Genomic DNA, 17849 nt, shown 5'->3' with positions numbered 1-17849 from the left:
CAGCAGGCCCTCAGAGGCGGGGGTGCACCCTGGTGCCATGACGAGCGATGTGACGACCGTCCCCTCGGACGCTCCGCGTCCCCCACGCCGCGGCCTGTCCGCACGAGCGCGGTGGGCGGTACCCGTCGCGGTCGGTGCGGTGGTGGTCGCAGGGTTCGCCGCGGCGCCGCTGCTCGCGGACGCCGGTTCGGCCGGCCTCCCCGACATCACGGCCCAGCAGCTGGTGACCCAGGTGCTCGAGGCCAAGCCCGTGCCGATGTCCGGCACGGTGGTGTACACGGCGCGCCTCGGGCTGCCGGACATCTCCTCGCTCGGTGCCGTCAGCGGCACGGTCAGCCCGGCGGACCCGATCAACCTCCTCTCCGGCAGCTCGACGCTGCGGATGTGGACGGACGGCGCCGGCCGCTCGCGCGTGTCGCTGCTGGGTGCGACCTCGGAGTACTCGGTGGTGCACGACACGACGCAGGCGTGGACCTACTCCTCCAAGCAGGACGCCGTCACCCACTACACGCTGTCGGCCACCGATGCCGCGAAGCTCAAGGCCGAGCAGCAGAAGCGCGCGCAGACGCCGGTCCCCGGCGCCTCCGAGCTGCCGACGCCGTCCCAGGCCGCCGACCAGGCGCTCAGCCAGGCGCAGCAGTACTCGACGGTCACGCTGGACAGCCAGACGACCGTGGCCGGCCGCGGTGCGTACCAGCTGGTGGTGACGCCGAAGACGAGCGGCACGCTCGTGGCGCACATCGTCGTGACGGTCGACGCGGCCACCTACACGCCGCTGCGGGTGCAGGTGTGGAGCACCGACAACGCGAAGGCGCCCGCGCTCGAGGTCGGCTTCACCGACGTCTCGTTCGCGAAGCCGTCCGACGCGGTGCTGTCGTTCTCCGCCCCGCCCGGCGCCAAGGTGACCGAGAAGACCGTCACCCTGCCGCAGCACACCGACGCCACCAAGCCCACGCCGTCGCCCACCGCGGGCGCCCTGCCGCAGAACGTGACCGTCACCGGGACCGGCTGGGCCAGCGTGGTCGAGGTGCGCGGCGTGAACGTCTCGGCGCTGCTGTCCGGGAACGCCGCGGCCGCAGCGGCAGCCGCCCGCGACCTGCCGCACCCGCCGACCGCCCAGGGTCAGGACGTGGTGAGCCAGTTCATGGGCGGCGACGGCACCGGCCCGTCGAAGTCCGGGTCGGGCCTGAGCGCCAGCACGCTGTACGACGGCCTGACCAAGGCGGTCCCCGGCGGCCGGCTGCTCTCCTCCGCGCTGGTGTCGGTGCTGATCCTGGACGACGGCCGGGTGCTGGCCGGCGCCGTGCCCGGTGCCACGCTGCAGCAGCTCGCCGGATGACCGGGCTGCCGACCGGGGTCCGGGGCTCGGCTCCCGGCACCCCACCTGAGGGTTCCTCGGTACCCGGCGCTGCGGCGCCGGGTACCGGCACGTCCGCCGCCGGGACGGCCACCGCCGACACCGCGATCCGTCCTGCCGCCGGCTCGACCGCCGGCGGAGCGCCCGCCATCCGCACCAGCGGGCTGACCAAGCGCTTCCGGTCCGGTCAGGTGGCCGTCGACCACCTGGACCTGGAGGTCCCGCGCGGTGCGGTGTTCGGCTTCCTCGGCCCCAACGGCTCGGGCAAGACGACGACCATCCGCATGCTGCTGGGCCTGGTGCGCCCGACGAGCGGCCAGGCCTGGCTGCTCGGCGAGGCGATGCCGGACGCGGCTGCCGCGGTGCTGCCCCGCGTCGGCGCGCTCGTCGAGGGTCCTGCCTTCCAGCCGTACCTGTCCGGGCGGGCGAACCTGCACCGGCTCGAGGCGGTCGACGCGACTGCCGACCCGCGCACCGCCACGGACCGCATCGACGCGGCGCTGGACCGCGTGGGCCTGACTGCGGCCGGGTCCAAGAAGTACCGCCAGTACTCGCTCGGCATGAAGCAGCGGCTGGGGCTGGCGGCGGCGATGCTGCGTCCGCGCGAGCTGCTGCTGCTCGACGAGCCGACCAACGGCCTCGATCCCCAGGGCACCCGCGAGGTGCGGCACCTGGTCCGGGAGCTGTCCGCGGCCGGCACGACGGTGCTGGTCAGCTCGCACCTGCTCGCCGAGATCGAGCAGGTGTGCACGCACGTGGGCATCATGAGCCGCGGCCGGTTGGTCCTCGCTGGCGCCCGTTCGGAGCTGACGGACGCGCGGACCACGCGTGCGACGGTGACCACCACAGCCACGGACGCCCCCGCCGCCGCGCGGGTGCTGACCGGCCTCGGCCTCTCGGACGTGTCGGTGACCGGCGACCGCGTCGAGGGTCTGCTGGGCGAGGTCCCGCCCGACCGGGTCTCCGCCGCGCTCGTCAGCGCCGACGTCCCCCTGCTGGGGCTGGACGTGCGCAGACCGAGCCTCGAGCAGGTGTTCGTCGAGCTGACCGGGGAGGGTTTCGATGTCGCACGCTGAGTCCCTGGTCGCGCCCGGTCCGGGGCCGACCGGCGAACCGCTCGACCCTGCGTCGCCGCAGCGGGGCGCCACCGGCCGGCTGGTCCGCAGCGAGCTGCGGCTGGTGTTCGGCCGTCGCCGCAACCAGGTGCTGCTGGCCGGGCTGGCCCTGGTGCCGCTGCTGATCGGCCTGATGATCTGGTTCACGCAGGACACCTCGACGGCGGGCGAGGGCCCGGGCTTCATCGGCCGGGTGTCCCAGAACGGCCTCTTCCTCGTCGTCGCCGCTCTGTTCCTCTGCCTGCCCTTCCTGCTGCCGCTGACCGTCGGTATCGCCTCGGGCGACTCGCTGGCGGGCGAGGCCAACGCCGGCACCCTGCGCTACCTGCTCGTGGTGCCGGTCGCCCGAGCCCGGCTGCTGACCGTCAAGGCGCTCGGCGCCCTGGCGTTCGTGGCCGCGGCGGTGCTGGCGATCGCCGTCGTCGGTCTGATCGTCGGCGCCACGCTCTTCGGCGTGCACGACATCGCGTTGATCTCCGGCGGGTCGGTGCCCATCGGCAACTCGGTGCTGCGGGTGGCGGGCATCGTGCTGTACGTCGGGATGTCCATGACGGGGCTGGTCGCCGTCGGGCTGTTCTTCTCCACGCTGACCGAGGTCCCGATCGGCGCGATGGCCGCCACCGTGGTGACCGCGGTGGTCAGCGCCGTGCTCGACACGCTGCCGGCCCTGGCGCGCATCCACCCGTACCTGCTGACCCACCACTGGCTCGACTTCGCCGAGTTCCTGCGGATCGCGCCCGACTCCCACGTGCTCTGGACCGGCGTCGGCGTGCAGGCCGCCTGGGTGGCGGTGTTCGGCGCGCTCGCGTGGAGCCGTTTCACCACGGCCGACGTCTCGTCCTGACGAGCGGGTGCCGCGCCGTCGGGCCCGGTGCCGTCAGTCGAACAGCGTCGGACCGTCCCCGAGCGCGACCGTCAGCCGGCCGTGCATCTCCGCGTCCAGCGCCGGCAGCGCGCCGAGCTCGAACCAGGCCGCCTCGGTGTTCTCACCGTCGGCCGGGAACGGGTCGCCGCTGACGTGCCGGAAGCGGAAGGTCAGGTCGAGGTACTGCGACCGGTCCCCGTTCGAGTACGTCATGGGCGGCAGCGCACGCACCCGGGCCAGCCGTTCCGGCACGGCGACCACGCCGGCCTCCTCGAGCACCTCCCGGGCGGCGGCCGCGGCCGGCTGCTCACCGGGGTCGATGATGCCGGTCACGGGGGTCCAGCGACCGTCGTCGGAGCGCCGCACCAGCAGCACACGGTCTCCGGAGGCGTCGAGCACCACGGCGGTCACGCCCGAGAGCCACAGCAGGTCGTGGTCCACCTTGGCACGCAGGGCGAGGACGAAGTCGGGGGTGGCCACGGGTCCGCATGCTACGTCCGGCGCCCTGAACAGGGCTCGACGACGAGGCGGTCGCTACGGCTCGACGACGAAGCGCGTGGACCCGGTGGGCGTGGCGTCCTCGACGTCCACCGCGCTGACCGCGGCGTGCCGCGGGCCGCTCGCCAGCTCGTCGACCATCGTCTGCACCGGCTCGGGCTCGCCCTCCACCAGCGCCTCGACCGCTCCGTCCGCGCGGTTGCGCACCCAGCCGGTCACCCCGATCCGAGCTGCCTCGCGCGCCGCCCACCAGCGGAACCCGACGCCCTGCACCTGCCCGTGCACCACGACGTGCTGTGCGATCACGTCTCCATAGTGGTGCAGACGGCGCCGGTCGGCCGCCTGGACGACGGGGCGGCAACGTCCCGTCTTGCATGGCGGGCAGCCTCCGCCGCCGTGACGCGGGCCGTCACGGCACCCTGCTGCGCCCCGCACCGGGGAAGATGGCCCGGTGAGCACCGACACCCTCGCCCGCACGGACGGTGGCCGCCGCGTGCGGTGCGCCCTGTTCGTGGACTTCGACAACGTCTACATCGGGCTGCGCCGCCTCGACCCCGCCGCGGCCGAGGCCTTCGCCACCGACCCCGGGCACTGGCTGGCCGAGCTGGAGACCGGGAGCGACTCGCAGGGCGAGTTCAGCCGGCGGTTCCTGATCCGTGCGTGCTACCTGAACCCGTCGGTGTTCTCGGTCTACCGGCCCAACTTCACGCGCGCCGGCTTCCAGGTGGTCGACTGCCCGTCGCTGACCCAGCAGGGCAAGTCGAGCGCGGACATCAACCTGGTGCTCGACGCGGTCGACGCGCTCGCGGCGCCGACCCGGTACGAGGAGTTCGTCATCGTCTCGGCCGATGCGGACTTCACGCCGCTGGCCCTGCGTTGCCGCGCCGCGGACCGGATGGTCACCATCATCACCGCGAGCCCCGCCGCCAGCGCGTACCGAGCCGTCGCCGACAACGTGATCACGGCCGATGCGCTGGCCGAGCTGGTCACCACCACCACGTCCCTCTCCGACGAGCCGCCCACCACCACTCCGGAGCCCGTCACGCCGGAGCCCACCGCAGCCGAGCAGCGCCCGGGTGCCGAGGAGAAGACAGCGGGACGGGCCGTGGGGCGCACGACGACCGGCTCGGCGACCACCGGCACGCCGGCCGCTGCCGCAGCGCCGGCCGCCACGGCGCCGGTCACGCAGACGCACCCGTCGCCCGCGGCCCGCCGTGCCGTGCTGCACCGGGTCCGCACCGCGGACCGTCCGGTGCCGCTGGGCGCCGTGGCACAGGCAGCGCAGCAGGCCGACCCCGCGCTGCCGGGCTCCGGCTGGGGCGGCGCCGGCAGCTTCGCGGCGTGGCTGGGCCGCGTGCTGCCGGAGCTCGGCATGACCAGCCGGCCGCCGGGGTACGTGTGGGACCCGCAGCGGTTCGACGAGGCGGACCTGCCGGGCGTGGTCGCGGACACCGACCCGAGCGCCCTGACCCGCCAGGTGATCGCCGTGACGGACACCCCGGGCCTGCCCGCCTCGGGCTACCGGAAGCTGCTGGAGAGCCTCGCGACGGACATCGCCGCCCACCCGTTCGAGCGTGCCGAGACGTCCCGACGCGTCCGGGACGCCTGCCAGAAGGCGGGAGCCCAGGTGGGCCGCGCGACGGTGAACACGGTTATCTCCGGCATCCTCTACACCGGTCTCGAGCTGACCACGGCCCACCCGGCCGAGAAGCTGGCGCAGGCGTGGGCGGACAACGTGATCGGCCTGTGCCGGGGCGCCCGGATGGACCTGAGCAAGGGCGACGTCGCGGCGATCCGCGCCTGGGTGGGCGGCGGCCTGCTCGAGGGCTGAAGATCGAGGCGGCCGGTGCGATGAGCCCGACACCGCCGGCCGGTCTGTTGATGAGGGGACGTCCGCGCCGGTCGTGGTGCGGCACCGTCCCGCCGTCCCAGCTCCGGAGGTCACCATGCTCGGTCAGTCACCCGCGTTCAGCGGCTTCTCCGTCGACGACGTCGAGAAGGCGGCCGCGTTCTACCGCGACGTGCTCGGCCTGACGGTCGGTGTGGACAACGGCATGCTGACGCTGCGGCTCGGGACGGGCGCCAGCGTGCTGGTCTACCCGAAGGGCGCCGACCACACCCCGGCGTCGTTCACGGTGCTGAACTTCCCGGTGCGGGACATCGACGGCACCGTCGCCGCCCTGGCCGAGCGCGGAGTGGTGTTCGAGCGCTACCCGTCGATGGCAGAGGCGACCGACGAGGCCGGCGTCGTCCGGGGGCCGGCCGGCCCGCCGATCGCGTGGTTCACCGACCCCGCGGGCAACGTGCTGTCCGTCCTCGAGGACCCGTCGGTCCCTGCCTGACCCTGCTCAGCCGCGAGAGCGGTCCACCAGCCCCCGTAGGTAGGCGGCCTGCCCGGCGTGCTCGGTGGCGTCCACCACGATGCTGACCAGGCGTACGCCGAGCGTCACCGGCGGCTGCCAGCGCCGGTCCACCACCCGGTCCAGCTCCGTGTGGTTCAGGCCGCCGACGTAGTCGGCCGCGAACGCCGCGACGGCGTCGACGTAGCCGAGCAGGTCCTCGGCGGGGGCCACGACCTGGGCGACCTGTGCCGAGGTGTGCCCGTAGCCGGTGTCTCCCGCGTCCAGCGGCAGACCGAGCGTCTGGACCCAGCCCTCGGACGTCCACACCTGCTCGAGGCCGGCGACGTCCGCGAGCTGGGCGTCCTGCACGCGCGCCGCGTGCCACACCAGCCACGCGATCGAGTTGGCCTCGGCGTCCGGACGGAACGCGAGACCCTCGGCGTCCAGTCCACCGGCCGCGCGGTGCAGCACCTCCGGGATCCTGCTGAAGAGCTCCGTGAGCAGTGTCGACACGTCCATGACCCACCTCCTGTCCGGGACGTTACGCCGCACCTCCGACAACCGCCCCGTGGCCCGGACGTGCGGCCGTCAGCCCGCGCCACCACCCTGACCGGCACCGGCCGTACCACTCACGGCGCGGCCAGGAACCCGTTGACCAGCTGCGCCAACGTCCCCGGCCGCTGCTGCGGCACGGCGTGGCCGACGCCGGCCACCACGGCGAGCCGTCCGGCCGGCAGCGACCGGGCGATCGACCGGCTGTGCGCGGGCAGCACCACGTCCCGCTCGCCCACGACCACCAGCACGGGCAGCTCGACGCCGGCCAGCTGCGCGGTCGTCAGGTGCGGGTCGTCGACCATCAGGTCCAGCAGCTCGATGCGCCGCGCCGCCCCCGACCAGAGACGTGCTGACCTCTCGAGCGCCCGACGCGCGGCCACCATCGCGCGCAGCACACCCGGCCGCAGGCCCGACGGGTCGAGGTTCGCCCCGCAGACCACCAGGCGGCGCAGCCGTGCCGGGTGGCGCACCGCGACCTCCAGCGCCACGTTGCCGCCGTCGGAGTACCCGAGCACGTCGGCTCGATCCAGGTCCAGCTCGTCGAGCACGGCGGCGACGTCGTCGGCCATCGAGGCGATCGTCAGCGGTCCGTCGCCGCGCGGGGACCTGCCGTGGCCGCGCGAGTCGATGCCGACCAGCCTCCGTCCGGGCGCCAGCAGCGGCACCATCCGGTCGAACACGTGGTGGTCCTCGCCGTTGCCGTGCAGCAGCACCAGCGGCCGACCGGTGCCTCTGCTGACCACCCAGAGGCCCGCGACCAGGCCACCTGCTGCCGTCCCCGCTGTGCGCACAGCCCCGTCCTACCGTGCGCGGTGGGGTCCAGTTACGGCGGGCGGCCCGCACCCGGCGCGGCCGTGCTGGCGGGCGGGTGGCCGCACCCCAGGGCTCCACCGTGTCGGCGGGGCCGCGTACGTTTCGCCTCGTGGTAGGTCACGCGGATCCGCACGTTCGCCGGGCACGGCTGCACGCCGTCGCCATGGGGCTGGAGTGGGCCGAGCTGACGCATCCGTTCGACGCGACCACCGCGGTGTACAAGGTCGCCGGCCGGATGTTCGCCCTGGTGGGGGCGACGGCGCCCTACCGGCTCAACGTCAAGGTCGACCCGGAGGACGGCGCCGCGCTGCGCCGTGAGTTCCCCACCTTGCTGCCCGGCTGGCACATGGACCACCGGCACTGGCTGACGGCACGGCTGGACGACGACGCGGTGCCCGACCAGCTGCTCGAGGAGCTCCTGGTGGACTCGTACCGGACGGTGCACGCCAACCTGTCCCGCCGGACCCGGGCCCTGCTCGCGGCCGGTCTCTGGCGGCCCGAACCGGCGAGGGTCCGAAGGCCGCGCGAGCCGCGGCAGCCCGGCGCCACCCCGCGGCGCTGAGGGCCCTGCCCCCGTGGTCCGGTCAGCCCTCGCGCCCGAGCAGCACCAACACCTCGGCGTGCGTGGTCTGCGGGAACATGTCGAGCAGCCGAGCACGCCGCGGCCGCAGCGACGGCATGGCGGACAGGTCCCGAGCCAGGGACACCGGGTTGCAGCTCGAGTAGAGCACCCACCGGGACGACGACCGCTCCAGCCAGCCGGCCAGCTCCGCACCCAGCCCCCGGCGAGGCGGGTTCACCACCACCAGGTCCGGGGCCGCGCCGGCCGTCTGCGCGAACGCGGTGGCGTCACCGGCGAGGAACCGCACGCCGTCGAGACCCAGCTCCGCGGCACTCGCCTCGGCGCTGGCCACCGCCTCGACGCTGACCTCCACGCCGGTCACCTCGCGACCCGGCCCGGCGGCGTGCAGGGCGAACCCGCCGACGCCGCAGTACAGGTCCCACACCGTGGCCGGCGCCACCTCGTCGATCCACGCGGCAGCCTGCCGGTAGAGCGCGGCCGCCACGGCGGTGTTCGTCTGGAAGAAGCTGCGCGGCCGCAGGTGCAGGTCGACGTCGTTGACCCGCATCCGCAACGTCTGCTGCTCGGTGAGCGGGACCTCCCGCTCACCCTCCAGCACGGCGGCGTGCGCGGGCTGCACGTTGACGGAGGCCACCGTCAGCGCGGGCAGTGCCTGCTGCAGCGCCGGCAGGTGCTTGCGGATCCGGGCCAGGGCCTCGGTGGACCGCAGCACCAGCCTCAGCATCAGCTCACCGTCCGGTGACGCCGTGAGCAGCACGTGCTTCAACTCGCCCACCCGCGACGGCACGTCGTACGGCACCAGGCTGGCGGCCGTGATCCACCGGGCCAACGGCCCCAGCACGTCGCTGATCGCCGGCTCGTACAGACCGCACTCGTGCAGGTCGACGCCGCGACCCGCACCGTCGAGGATCCCGAGCGTCGGGGCGTCGACCGTGCCGCCCACCACGAGCTTCGCCTTGTTGCGGAACCGCTGCTCCGGTCCCGTCACCGGCGGCAGCCACACCAGCCCGTCAGGGTCGCCGAGCGCCCGGACGCACGCGTCCTGCTTGGCCCGTACCTGCTCGTCGTACGGCTGCTCCAGCAGGGTGCAGGACCTGCAGACCCCCGCCTCGAAGTAGCCGCACCGCACGAGCGGGTCCGCCGATGGCCGCTCAGCGGGCCAGGTCGGCCGCGAACGCCTCGGGGATGGCCGCGCGGACCTTGGCCGGGGTGTCCTCCCATCCCGTCACCGCGATGCAGGGCACGCCCGTGGCGATCACCGGGTAGTCGTTGCCGCCCTCGTCGAGCCGGTCACCGAAGAACACCGCCTGCTCGGGGCGCAGGCCGAGGCGGTCGAGCAGGCGGTTGACGCCGTACGCCTTGTCGATGCCCTTGCGGGTGATGTCGACAGAGGTGGACCCGCCCGAGCGCACCTCGAGGTCCGGCAGCTTCTCCGCCACGTAGGCCCGCAGGGACTCCTTCTTGCGACCGTCCCGGTCCCACGCCGCCTTGGCGTCCACCGGAGCCGCCTGGCCGAGCGCCGAGAACGTCACCTGGCTGCCGCGCAACTCGATGCGGTCGCCCCAGGTGCTCTCCTCCCACAGGCCGAGCGCCTTGGCACCCTCCTCGAGGGCGGCCGTCGCGCGGTCCGCCTCGTCCGCGGTCAGCGGCTCGGAGTACACCTCGGCCCACTCGCCGCCCTGGTGCACCAGGTAGCGCGTGCCGCAGGTCGGCAGCACGTGGATCTGACCCAGCGCCGCGTCGTCGTGGATCGACGAGAGCAGCTGGGCGTCGAACTGCTCGAACCGGCCGCCGGAGATGACGCCGACCTGCACCACCTTGGTGAGGGCGACGATCATGTCGATCACCTCGTCGCCGACCTTGCTCTTGGAGGGTGCGAGCGTGTCGTCCAGGTCGAACAGGGCCAGTGCTGCGGTCACGGGGACGTCCTTCGGTGGGGCGGGCAAGACGGGCGACCGACGAGCCGGGCAGGGCCGTCGGGAGGCTGTCACCGACGGGCCCGCACGAGGGGACCGGCGCCGGGAACGACCCACCACGGTACCGTGCCGCGCACGGCGCCCGCCCGGACGCAGGTCACCGCACCCCGGGCCGACATACGCTCGCGCGGTGAGCGAGTCGCGGTGGGACGTCCTGGACTGGCGCCATCAGGTGGCCGACCTGTACCGCGCGGTGCGCGCCGAGCAGGACGTCGCCGAGGCGCACCGCCGCTGGGTCGCCGGCCGGGAGCGGCTGCTGCGCACGCACCCCGCGTCGCCCGTGCCGGTCGCGGAACGGGCGGCCTACGACGGCCCGCCGGTGGCCCCGTACGACGGCCGCTTCCGCTTCGTCGTCGCCGTGGACCGGTCGGTACCGCCGCAGCGTCGCGAGGTGCGCACCGGCACCGACGGCGTGGTGCCGCTCGAACGCGTCGGACGGGTGGAGCTGCCCGGACTGGGCGGGCTGGACGTGTGGTGGGTCGCGATGTACGGCGGCGGCGTCTTCGTCCCGCTGAAGGACGCCACCAGCGGCCGGCAGACGTACGGCGGCGGGCGCTACGTGCTCGACACCGTCAAGGGTGCCGACCTGGGTGGGACGCCCGACGCGCTCGTCGTCGACCTGAACTTCGCCTATCCCCCGTCGTGCGCCTACGACGAGGCCTGGGCGTGCCCGCTGCCGGGACCGGGCAACACGCTGACCGGTGCCGTCCCCGTGGGCGAGCTCTCCCCCGCCTGACCGCCCTGGCAGGCCGTCGGCACACGCCGTCGGCACCCGACCGTCAGGTGCTCGATCGCACCACCAGCGACGTCGGCAGCGTGATCGCCGCCGGCGTCTCGCCGTCCACCACCTCGAGCAGCAGCCGCACCATCTCCTGGCTGATCCGCGCGAACGGCTGCCGCATCGTCGTCAGCGGCGGGTCGAGCGTCTCGGCCAGGCCGGAGTCGTCGAACCCGCCCACTGCCACGTCCTCCGGCACCGAGCGCCCCGCCTCGCGCAGCGCCTGCATCGCCCCCGCCGCCATCAGGTCGGAGCCGACGAACACGGCGTCGAGGTCCGGCCGCCGCTCGAGCAGCGCCCGCATCGCCGCGACACCGCTCTCGCGCGTGTAGTCGCCGTTCTCCACGAGCGACTCGTCGTAGTCGTCGCCCAGCTCGGCGCGGTACCCGTCCAGCCGCATCCGGCCACCGGGCGTGTCCAGCGGGCCGGTGATCATGGCGATCGTCCGGCGCCCGCGTTCCCGCAGGTGCCGCGTCATCAGCCGTCCCCCGCCCAGGTCGTCGGCCGCCACGTACCCCACCGCACCCTCGTGCCCGAGCGGCACGCCGCACGCGATGGTCGGCACCTTCTGCGCGACCAGCGCGTCGACCACCGGGTTGCCGGCGTGCGTGGAGATCAGCAGCACGCCGTCGACGTGGCCCGCGCCGACGTAGCGCAGCACCTGCTGCTGCTCGTCCCTGGTGCCGGCCACCATCAGCAGCAGCGGCATCCCCTTGGCCGCGAGCGCCTGCGCGGCACCCCGCAGCAGGATCGAGAAGTTGGGGTCCTCGAACAGCAGGTGCTGCGGCTCGGTCAGCAGGAACGCGACCGAGTTCGCCCGGCCGGTCACCAGGCTGCGCGCGTACTGGTTGGCCTGGAAGCCGGTCTCCTTGATGGCCCGCTCGACGGCCGCGGCCGCCTCCGGCGACACCCAGTGGCCGCCGTTGAGCACCCGCGAGACCGTGCCGCGGGACACGCCGGCCGCGGCCGCGACGTCCACGATCGTCGGCCGCCTGCGCGCGCCCCCTGTCGACTCCATCGGTCCGAACTCTAGGGGTCGCCTGCGGCCCATCAGGCCTTCACCGCACCGGCCGCCAGGTCCACCTGCCAGTACCGCTGCAGGGTGAGGAACAGGGCGCCCAGCGGCAGGATCGACAGCAGCGCGCCCGTGATCACGGACGTGTACATCGCCGGCTGCGACGCGCCCTGGTTCAGCAGGCCGGACAGGCCCACCGTGATGGGGAACAGCCGGTCGTTGCCGAGCATGATGTAGGGCAGCATGAAGTTGTTCCAGATGGCGACGAACTGGAACAGGAACACGGTGACCAGGCCGGGCGTCATCATCGGCACCGAGATCGAGCCGAACACCCGCCACTCGCGGGCACCGTCCGTCCGGGCCGCCTCGATCACGTCGTCGGGTACCGACGCCGCCGCGTAGATCCGGGCCAGGTAGATGCCGTACGGGCTGATCGTGCTGGGCAGCAGCACCGACCAGTAGGTGTTGGTCAGCCCCACCTTGGCCAGCAGCAGGTACTGCGGGATCGCCAGCACCACGCCGGGCACGAGGACGCCCGCCAGGATGACGTTGAACACGGCCTTCTTGCCGGGGAACACGAACTTCGCCAACCCGTACCCCGCCATCGCCGAGACGAGGGTGGAGGCCAGTGCGCCGACGCCGGCGTACAGGGCGGTGTTGGCCATCCACCGCCAGTACAGGCCCCCGCGGTAGGCGGACAGCTGGCGGATGTTGTCCCACAGGTGCGTGGACGGCACGAACGTGAGCGTGGAGAACAGCTCGTTGGCACTCTTGGTGGAAGCCATGAGCACCCACACCACGGGCATCAGGCAGTAGAGCGCACCGATCAGCAGCACCACGGTGCCGATGCGGTTGGGTCGGCGCGCCGACGAGCGCGGGCCACGGCGGGGCGCGTCGGTGCGGGAGGGGGCGATTTGCGGGCCGCTCAGGACGGTGGCCATGTCAGCTGTTCTCCTGGCTGAAGGCTCGGCGCTGCACCAGCCGCAGGAAGCCGAACGAGAGGACGAAGGTGGCCAGGGCGATCACGACGGACGTGGCGGCGGCCGAGTAGATGTCGTTGCGGGTGAAGGCGTCCCGGTACACCTTCATCAGCGGGCTCCACGTGGAGGAGATCGTGTTGGTCAGCGGCCGCAGCGTCATCGGCTCGGCGAACACCTGCAGCGTCGCGATCATCGAGAACAGGAACGTGAGGATGAGCGACGGCGCCACCACCGGCACCTTGATCCGCCAGGCGATCGCCGCCTCGGAGGCGCCGTCCAGCCGGGCCGCCTCGTACAGCTCGCTCGGGATCGCCTTCAGTGCCGTGTAGATCACGATCATGTTGAAGCCGACACCGCCCCACAGGCCGATGTTGGCGATCGCGAACGTCACCCACTGCTGCGACAGCACGTCGGGCTGCGGCCAGCCGAGCCGGCCGGCGACGAACAGGAACGGGCTGACGCGCGGCAGGTAGAGGAAGCCCCACAGCAGCGAGGCGATCACCGCCGGGACGGCGTACGGCAGGAAGATCGACACCCGGGAGAACCCCTTGGCACGGGCGCCCCGGGCGTCCAGCAGAAGGGCGAACAGCAGCGCGAGCCCCAGCATCGTCGGTACCAGCACCAGGCCGTACAGGGCCACCCGGCCCACCGAGCCCAGGAAGTCGGGGTCGCCGAGCAGCGCGTGCCGGTAGTTGCTCAGGCCGGCCCACACCTCCGTGCGCGCACCCCGTCCCAGGCCGAGCCCCTTCACCTTGACGGTGCGGAAGCTCAGGTAGAGCGCGTACACGATCGGCAGCGCCAGGAAGAGGGTGAACAGCACGGCGGCCGGGGCGAGGTAGCCGTAGGCCCTCAGCCCGGTGTGGCGGCGCACGCCACGGTTGGGCGTGGCGACGGTGGCACGGTTCACGGGTCACTCCAGGGGGACGACGAGCCGGACGACGACGAGCGGCCGACGACGGGGCCGCGAGGGACCGGACGCCTGTGGCCGCCCGGCTCAGGTGCCGGGCGGCCACAGGACCAGGGTCACTGCTTGACGGTGAAGCCACCGTTCTTCAGGTCGGCGACGGTCGCGTCCTGCATCGTCTTGACCGCGGCGACGAACGCCGCGGACGACTTCGCCTGCGTCGCCTTGCCGAACGCGTCGTTGTACGAGGAGAACGCCACGTTGACGTTCGGCCCGTACGTGAACGGCTTGACCGACTTCGCGATGTCCGCAGCGGTCTTGTAGAAGTCCGTCTGCTGCGGGAAGAAGGCCGGCGGCGCGGACAACGCCTCCGACTGGCCGGGCAGGTCGGCCGGGTAGAGCCCGCCGGACTTGGCGAGGATGTCCACGCCCTCCTGGCTCGAGTTCATCCACGCGATGAACTTGGCGGCCTCCGCCTTGTGCTTGGACTGCGACGTGACCGAGGAGGCGGACCCGCCCCAGTTGCCCGTGGCGTCGTCACCCGCGTTCCACTGCGGCAGCGGCGCCATGGCCCACTTGCCCTTGGTGTCGGCCGCGTTGCCCTGCAGCACGCCGGGTGCCCAGATCGCCGACACCCAGCCGGCCTGCGTGCCGTCGTTCAGCGCGGCGTTCCACTCCGGGGTGTACATCGGCTTGTTGTCGATCACGCCCTTCTCCACCAGGTCGCCCCAGTACTTGGCGACCTTCTGCGTGGCGGCGGAGTCGATGTCCACCGACCACGCGGTGCCGTCCACGCCCCACCAGGAGGCACCGGCCTGCTGCGCCAGGCCGGTGAACCAGCCGGCGTCCGTCGCGGAGAACGTGCCGAGGTACTTGGTCGGGTCGGCGGCGTGCAGCTTGGCGGCGACCTGCGCGTACTCGTCCCAGGTCTTGGGGACGGTCAGGCCGTACTGCTGGAAGATGTCCGTCCGGTAGTACAACTCCATCGGCCCGGAGTCCTGCGGCACGCCGTACACCTGGTCGCCGCCGAGGGTGACCGCCTGCCAGGTGCCGTCCGAGTAGTGGCTCTTGAGGTCCTTCGGCAGGTCGCCGGAGATGTCCGCGAGCGCGTCCGACGAGACCAGCGTCGGGATCTTCTGGTACTCGGTCTGCATGATGTCCGGCGCGCCGGAGCCCGCCTTGATCGCGGTGAGCAGCTTGGTGACGGCCGGGTCGCCGCCGTCCTGCTTGTTCACCGTCACCTGGATGTTCGGGTTCTCCGCGTTCCACTTGGCGACGATGGCGTCCATCCCCGGTGCCCACGTCCAGAACGTCAGGTCGACCTTGCCGGCGGCGGCCGTGGAACCGCCCGTCGAGCCCGCGGCGGAGCCCGCCGAGCCGCCGCCGCTGGAGCAGGCGGTGATCAGCAGGGCGGACGCGGCCAGGACCGCGCCGATCCGGATGCCTGAGTGCAGGCGCATGTGACCTCCTCGTCAAGGCCGTCGCGGCAGCGCGACGGATGCGCCGGTGCGGCGCTGGTGCCTGTGCACGCTCACAGTACGGGCAGTCCCGTGGTGCTTGTCAACCGCTCGCTACGTGGTGTTTCCTGGGGCACGGCGTGCCGCGGACGGCTGTGATCGTGCACACCGATTAATCCCACGAGCTCGACGGAGAGTCATGTCTTCCCACCCCACGGGGCCACTCGCCTCGCGTCCCGGCAGCCTGCGAGGCGTCGGCCCCACCACGCCGCGCTGGCCGCTCGGGCCCGACGGCATCGCCTACGGCGGGGACTACAACCCCGAGCAGTGGCCCGAGGAGGTGTGGCAGGAGGACGTCGAGCTGATGGCTCAGGCGGGGGTGAACCTGGTCAGCGTCGGCATCTTCTCCTGGGCGCTGCTGGAACCGCGGGAGGGCGAGCTGGACCTCGGCTGGCTGGACCGGCTGATCGAGCTGCTGCACGCGCACGGCATCGCCGTCGACCTCGGCACGCCGACCGCGTCTCCCCCGGCCTGGTTCTTCGCCGCCCACCCCGAGGCGCGCGTGGTCACCCGGGACGGCACGGTGCTCGGCTTCGGCTCGCGCGGCATGGCCGGCCCCAGCTCACCGGCGTACCGGCGGGCCGCCGTCCGCATCACCACGGCCCTGGCCGAGCGCTACGGCCGCCACCCCGCGGTGGTGCTGTGGCACGTGCACAACGAGTACGGCGCGCCGGTGTCCGAGGACTACTCGGAGTCGTCGGCGGCGGCCTTCCGGGTGTGGCTGCGCGAGCGGTACGGGAGCCTCGACGCGCTGAACGCAGCCTGGGGTACCGCGTTCTGGGGCCAGCGGTACGGCGAGTGGGAGCACGTCGGCGTGCCGTCGGTCGCGCCCAGCGTGGTCAACCCGGCCCAGCGCCTCGACTTCGCCCGGTTCAGCGACCACGCGCTGCGCGAGTGCTTCCGCGCCGAGCGGGACGCGATCCGGGCGCACTCCGACCGGCCGGTGACCACCAACTTCATGGCGACGGCCTGCCCCTCCACCGACCTGTGGGCGTGGGCACGCGAGGTCGACGTGGTCTCGGACGACCACTACCTCGACGCAGCCGACCCGCGCGGGTACGTCGGCCTGGCGATGGCGGCGGACCTGACCCGCTCGGTCGCCGGCGGCCGCCCGTGGATCCTCATGGAGCACTCCACCTCGGCCGTCAACTGGCAGCCGCGCAACGTGGCGAAGCGCCCTGGCGAGATGGCGCGCAACGCGCTGACCCATCTGGGCCGCGGTGCGGACGCCGTGCTCTTCTTCCAGTGGCGCGCCTCGCGCTCGGGCGCCGAGAAGTTCCACTCGGCGATGCTTCCGCACGCCGGCACGTCGTCGCGGGTGTGGCGCGAGGTGTGCGAGCTGGGCGCTGCGGTCGGTCGGCTGGGCGAGGTGCGCGGGTCCCGGGTCCGCGCCGACGCCGCGATCCTGTGGGACTGGGAGTCGTTCTGGGCGCAGGACCTGGAGTGGCGTCCGAGCGTGGACCTCGGCCACCGGGAGCGCGTCCGGGCCGTATACGACCGGCTGTGGCGCGACGGCCTGACGGTGGACTTCGCGCACCCCGAGGCCGACCTTTCGGCGTACCCGTTGGTGGTCGCCCCGGCGTCGTACCTGCTCAGCGACGTAGCCGCGCGCAACCTGACGACCTACGTCGAGGCGGGAGGCACGCTCGTGGTGCTGTGCTTCTCCGGCATCGTCGACGAGCACGACGCCGTGCACCCCGGTGGGTACCTGGCACCGCTGGTCGACGCGCTGGGCGTGACCGTCGAGGAGTTCCTGCCGTTGCGCACCGGCGAGCGCGTGCGGCTGGCGTGGGTCGACGGCGCCGACGACGTGGTGTCCGACGTGTGGGCGGACCACCTGGTGCTGCGCGGCGCGCAGGTGCTGGCGCACTACGTCGACGGGCCCGCGGCGGGCGGCGCGGCGGTCACCCGTCACGTCCGGGGTGACGGCGCAGGCTGGTACGTGTCCACGCACCTCACCGGTGACGGCCTCGCCGCGGTGCTGCACCGCGCCTACGCCGACGCCGGTCTTGCGGCCTCCGAGCTGCCGGACGACGTCGAGGTGGTGGTCCGCCACGGCGACCGCGCCGACTACCTCGTCGCGGTCAACCACACCGAGGAGGCCGTGGCCGTGCCGGCCGAGGGCACCGAGCTGCTGTCCGGCGAGCCGGTGGCCGGTGCCGTGAAGGTGCCGGCCGGCGGTGTCGCGGTGGTCCGCACCACCCACCCGGTCGGCTAGAGCGCGGCCACCACGGTCAGCACCGCCACGGAGTCCTCGAGCGCGGTCAGCCCGTGCCGCGTCGGCGGGATGGTCACCAGCTCTCCGGCGACGCCCTCCCAGGACTCGTCACCCACGACGAGCCGCATCCGGCCGCGCACCACCTGGAGCGTGGCGTCGCCGGGGCTGTCGTGCTCGGCGAGCGACCGACCGGCCACCAGCGCGAGCACCGTCTGGCGCAGCGGATGGCCGGTGCCACCGTGGACGGTCCGCGACGCCCGCCCGGAGTCGGCCGCCCGGGCTCCCGCGAGCAGCTCGTCCGCCAGCGTGCTGAGGTTCGTCGACTCCATCGCA

General features: G+C 73.3%; 19 protein-coding genes. 8 read left to right on the top strand and 11 right to left on the bottom strand.

Translation table 11 applies throughout. The features are described from left to right. The first annotated feature begins 37 nt into the window (after positions 1–37). The 3 genes from N0B34_RS04375 to N0B34_RS04365 are packed head-to-tail and all read left to right on the top strand — an operon-like array spanning position 38 to position 3316. Positions 38–1339 (top strand): LolA family protein, encoded by a 1302-nt coding sequence (locus tag N0B34_RS04375; RefSeq protein ID WP_263730086.1) that lies wholly within the window; start codon positions 38–40, stop codon positions 1337–1339. Next, positions 1336–2433 (top strand): ABC transporter ATP-binding protein, encoded by a 1098-nt coding sequence (locus N0B34_RS04370; RefSeq protein ID WP_263730085.1) that lies wholly within the window; start codon positions 1336–1338, stop codon positions 2431–2433. The genes N0B34_RS04375 and N0B34_RS04370 overlap by 4 nt, the downstream gene beginning before the upstream one ends. Next, positions 2420–3316 carry an ABC transporter permease subunit gene (locus tag N0B34_RS04365; protein ID WP_263730084.1) on the top strand — a complete coding sequence of 299 codons (897 nt, stop codon included), beginning with the start codon at positions 2420–2422 and terminating at the stop codon, positions 3314–3316. The genes N0B34_RS04370 and N0B34_RS04365 overlap by 14 nt, the downstream gene beginning before the upstream one ends. Before the next feature lie 33 nt (positions 3317–3349). On the opposite strand, the gene N0B34_RS04360 is transcribed toward N0B34_RS04365, so the two are convergent. Together N0B34_RS04360 and N0B34_RS04355 are read right to left on the bottom strand one after the other, a co-directional pair. After that, a complete protein-coding gene (locus N0B34_RS04360) occupies positions 3350–3817 on the bottom strand; it encodes an NUDIX hydrolase (protein ID WP_263730083.1) in 468 nt (155 codons plus the stop codon). A 54-nt stretch (positions 3818–3871) separates the two neighbouring features. Then, positions 3872–4141, bottom strand: coding sequence for an acylphosphatase (locus N0B34_RS04355; protein WP_263730082.1), 270 nt, complete (start codon positions 4139–4141; stop codon positions 3872–3874). 145 nt (positions 4142–4286) lie between these two features. On the opposite strand from N0B34_RS04355, the gene N0B34_RS04350 reads away from it, so the two are divergent. Together N0B34_RS04350 and N0B34_RS04345 are read left to right on the top strand one after the other, a co-directional pair. After that, entirely contained in the window at positions 4287–5666 is a 1380-nt protein-coding gene (locus N0B34_RS04350; RefSeq protein ID WP_263730081.1) for an NYN domain-containing protein, read from the top strand. A 115-nt stretch (positions 5667–5781) separates the two neighbouring features. After that, complete coding sequence (locus tag N0B34_RS04345; protein WP_263730080.1) at positions 5782–6177, top strand: VOC family protein; 396 nt, start codon at positions 5782–5784, stop codon at positions 6175–6177. A 6-nt stretch (positions 6178–6183) separates the two neighbouring features. On the opposite strand, the gene N0B34_RS04340 is transcribed toward N0B34_RS04345, so the two are convergent. Both N0B34_RS04340 and N0B34_RS04335 read right to left on the bottom strand, forming a co-directional pair. Continuing rightward, on the bottom strand, positions 6184–6696 hold the full coding sequence (locus N0B34_RS04340; RefSeq protein WP_263730079.1) for a mycothiol transferase: 513 nt from the start codon (positions 6694–6696) through the stop codon (positions 6184–6186). Between the two features lie 110 nt (positions 6697–6806). Beyond that, positions 6807–7523, bottom strand: a complete 717-nt coding sequence (locus N0B34_RS04335; protein WP_263730078.1) for an alpha/beta fold hydrolase — start codon at positions 7521–7523, stop codon at positions 6807–6809. A gap of 185 nt (positions 7524–7708) precedes the next feature. Here N0B34_RS04335 and N0B34_RS04330 point away from each other — a divergent pair, with 185 nt between their 5' ends. Next, positions 7709–8107, top strand: coding sequence for an MmcQ/YjbR family DNA-binding protein (locus tag N0B34_RS04330; RefSeq protein WP_263730077.1), 399 nt, complete (start codon positions 7709–7711; stop codon positions 8105–8107). 22 nt (positions 8108–8129) lie between these two features. Here the strand turns inward: N0B34_RS04330 and rlmC are convergent, their stop codons facing one another. Both rlmC and N0B34_RS04320 read right to left on the bottom strand, forming a co-directional pair. Continuing rightward, the gene (gene rlmC, locus N0B34_RS04325; protein WP_263730076.1) at positions 8130–9257 is read right to left on the bottom strand and encodes a 23S rRNA (uracil(747)-C(5))-methyltransferase RlmC; all 1128 of its coding nucleotides are present in this window, start codon (positions 9255–9257) and stop codon (positions 8130–8132) included. A gap of 22 nt (positions 9258–9279) precedes the next feature. After that, the gene (locus N0B34_RS04320; protein WP_263730075.1) at positions 9280–10047 is read right to left on the bottom strand and encodes an HAD-IIB family hydrolase; all 768 of its coding nucleotides are present in this window, start codon (positions 10045–10047) and stop codon (positions 9280–9282) included. A 187-nt stretch (positions 10048–10234) separates the two neighbouring features. Between N0B34_RS04320 and N0B34_RS04315 the strand changes: the two genes are divergently transcribed. After that, positions 10235–10840 (top strand): DUF1684 domain-containing protein, encoded by a 606-nt coding sequence (locus tag N0B34_RS04315; RefSeq protein ID WP_263730074.1) that lies wholly within the window; start codon positions 10235–10237, stop codon positions 10838–10840. 43 nt (positions 10841–10883) lie between these two features. Here N0B34_RS04315 and N0B34_RS04310 read toward each other — a convergent pair whose 3' ends face one another. From N0B34_RS04310 to N0B34_RS04295, 4 genes are all read right to left on the bottom strand, one after another. Next, complete coding sequence (locus N0B34_RS04310) at positions 10884–11900, bottom strand: LacI family DNA-binding transcriptional regulator (RefSeq protein ID WP_263730073.1); 1017 nt, start codon at positions 11898–11900, stop codon at positions 10884–10886. Positions 11901–11932: 32 nt separating this feature from the next. Then, a complete protein-coding gene (locus tag N0B34_RS04305; RefSeq protein WP_263730072.1) occupies positions 11933–12838 on the bottom strand; it encodes a carbohydrate ABC transporter permease in 906 nt (301 codons plus the stop codon). A gap of 1 nt (position 12839) precedes the next feature. After that, the gene (locus N0B34_RS04300; protein ID WP_263730486.1) at positions 12840–13748 is read right to left on the bottom strand and encodes a carbohydrate ABC transporter permease; all 909 of its coding nucleotides are present in this window, start codon (positions 13746–13748) and stop codon (positions 12840–12842) included. Positions 13749–13900: 152 nt separating this feature from the next. Then, complete coding sequence (locus N0B34_RS04295; protein WP_263730071.1) at positions 13901–15241, bottom strand: ABC transporter substrate-binding protein; 1341 nt, start codon at positions 15239–15241, stop codon at positions 13901–13903. Between the two features lie 196 nt (positions 15242–15437). On the opposite strand from N0B34_RS04295, the gene N0B34_RS04290 reads away from it, so the two are divergent. Then, positions 15438–17516 carry a beta-galactosidase gene (locus tag N0B34_RS04290; RefSeq protein ID WP_263730070.1) on the top strand — a complete coding sequence of 693 codons (2079 nt, stop codon included), beginning with the start codon at positions 15438–15440 and terminating at the stop codon, positions 17514–17516. Here N0B34_RS04290 and N0B34_RS04285 read toward each other — a convergent pair. Next, complete coding sequence (locus N0B34_RS04285) at positions 17513–17845, bottom strand: cupin domain-containing protein (protein WP_263730069.1); 333 nt, start codon at positions 17843–17845, stop codon at positions 17513–17515. The genes N0B34_RS04290 and N0B34_RS04285 overlap by 4 nt on opposite strands. Positions 17846–17849 lie beyond the last annotated feature (4 nt).

The sequence above is a fragment of the Cellulomonas sp. SG140 genome (genome assembly GCF_025770785.1).
Classification (GTDB): Bacteria; Actinomycetota; Actinomycetes; order Actinomycetales; family Cellulomonadaceae; genus Cellulomonas.
The sequence above is the reverse complement of the archived record's forward strand: the minus strand, read 5'-3'. Positions and strand labels throughout refer to the sequence as shown.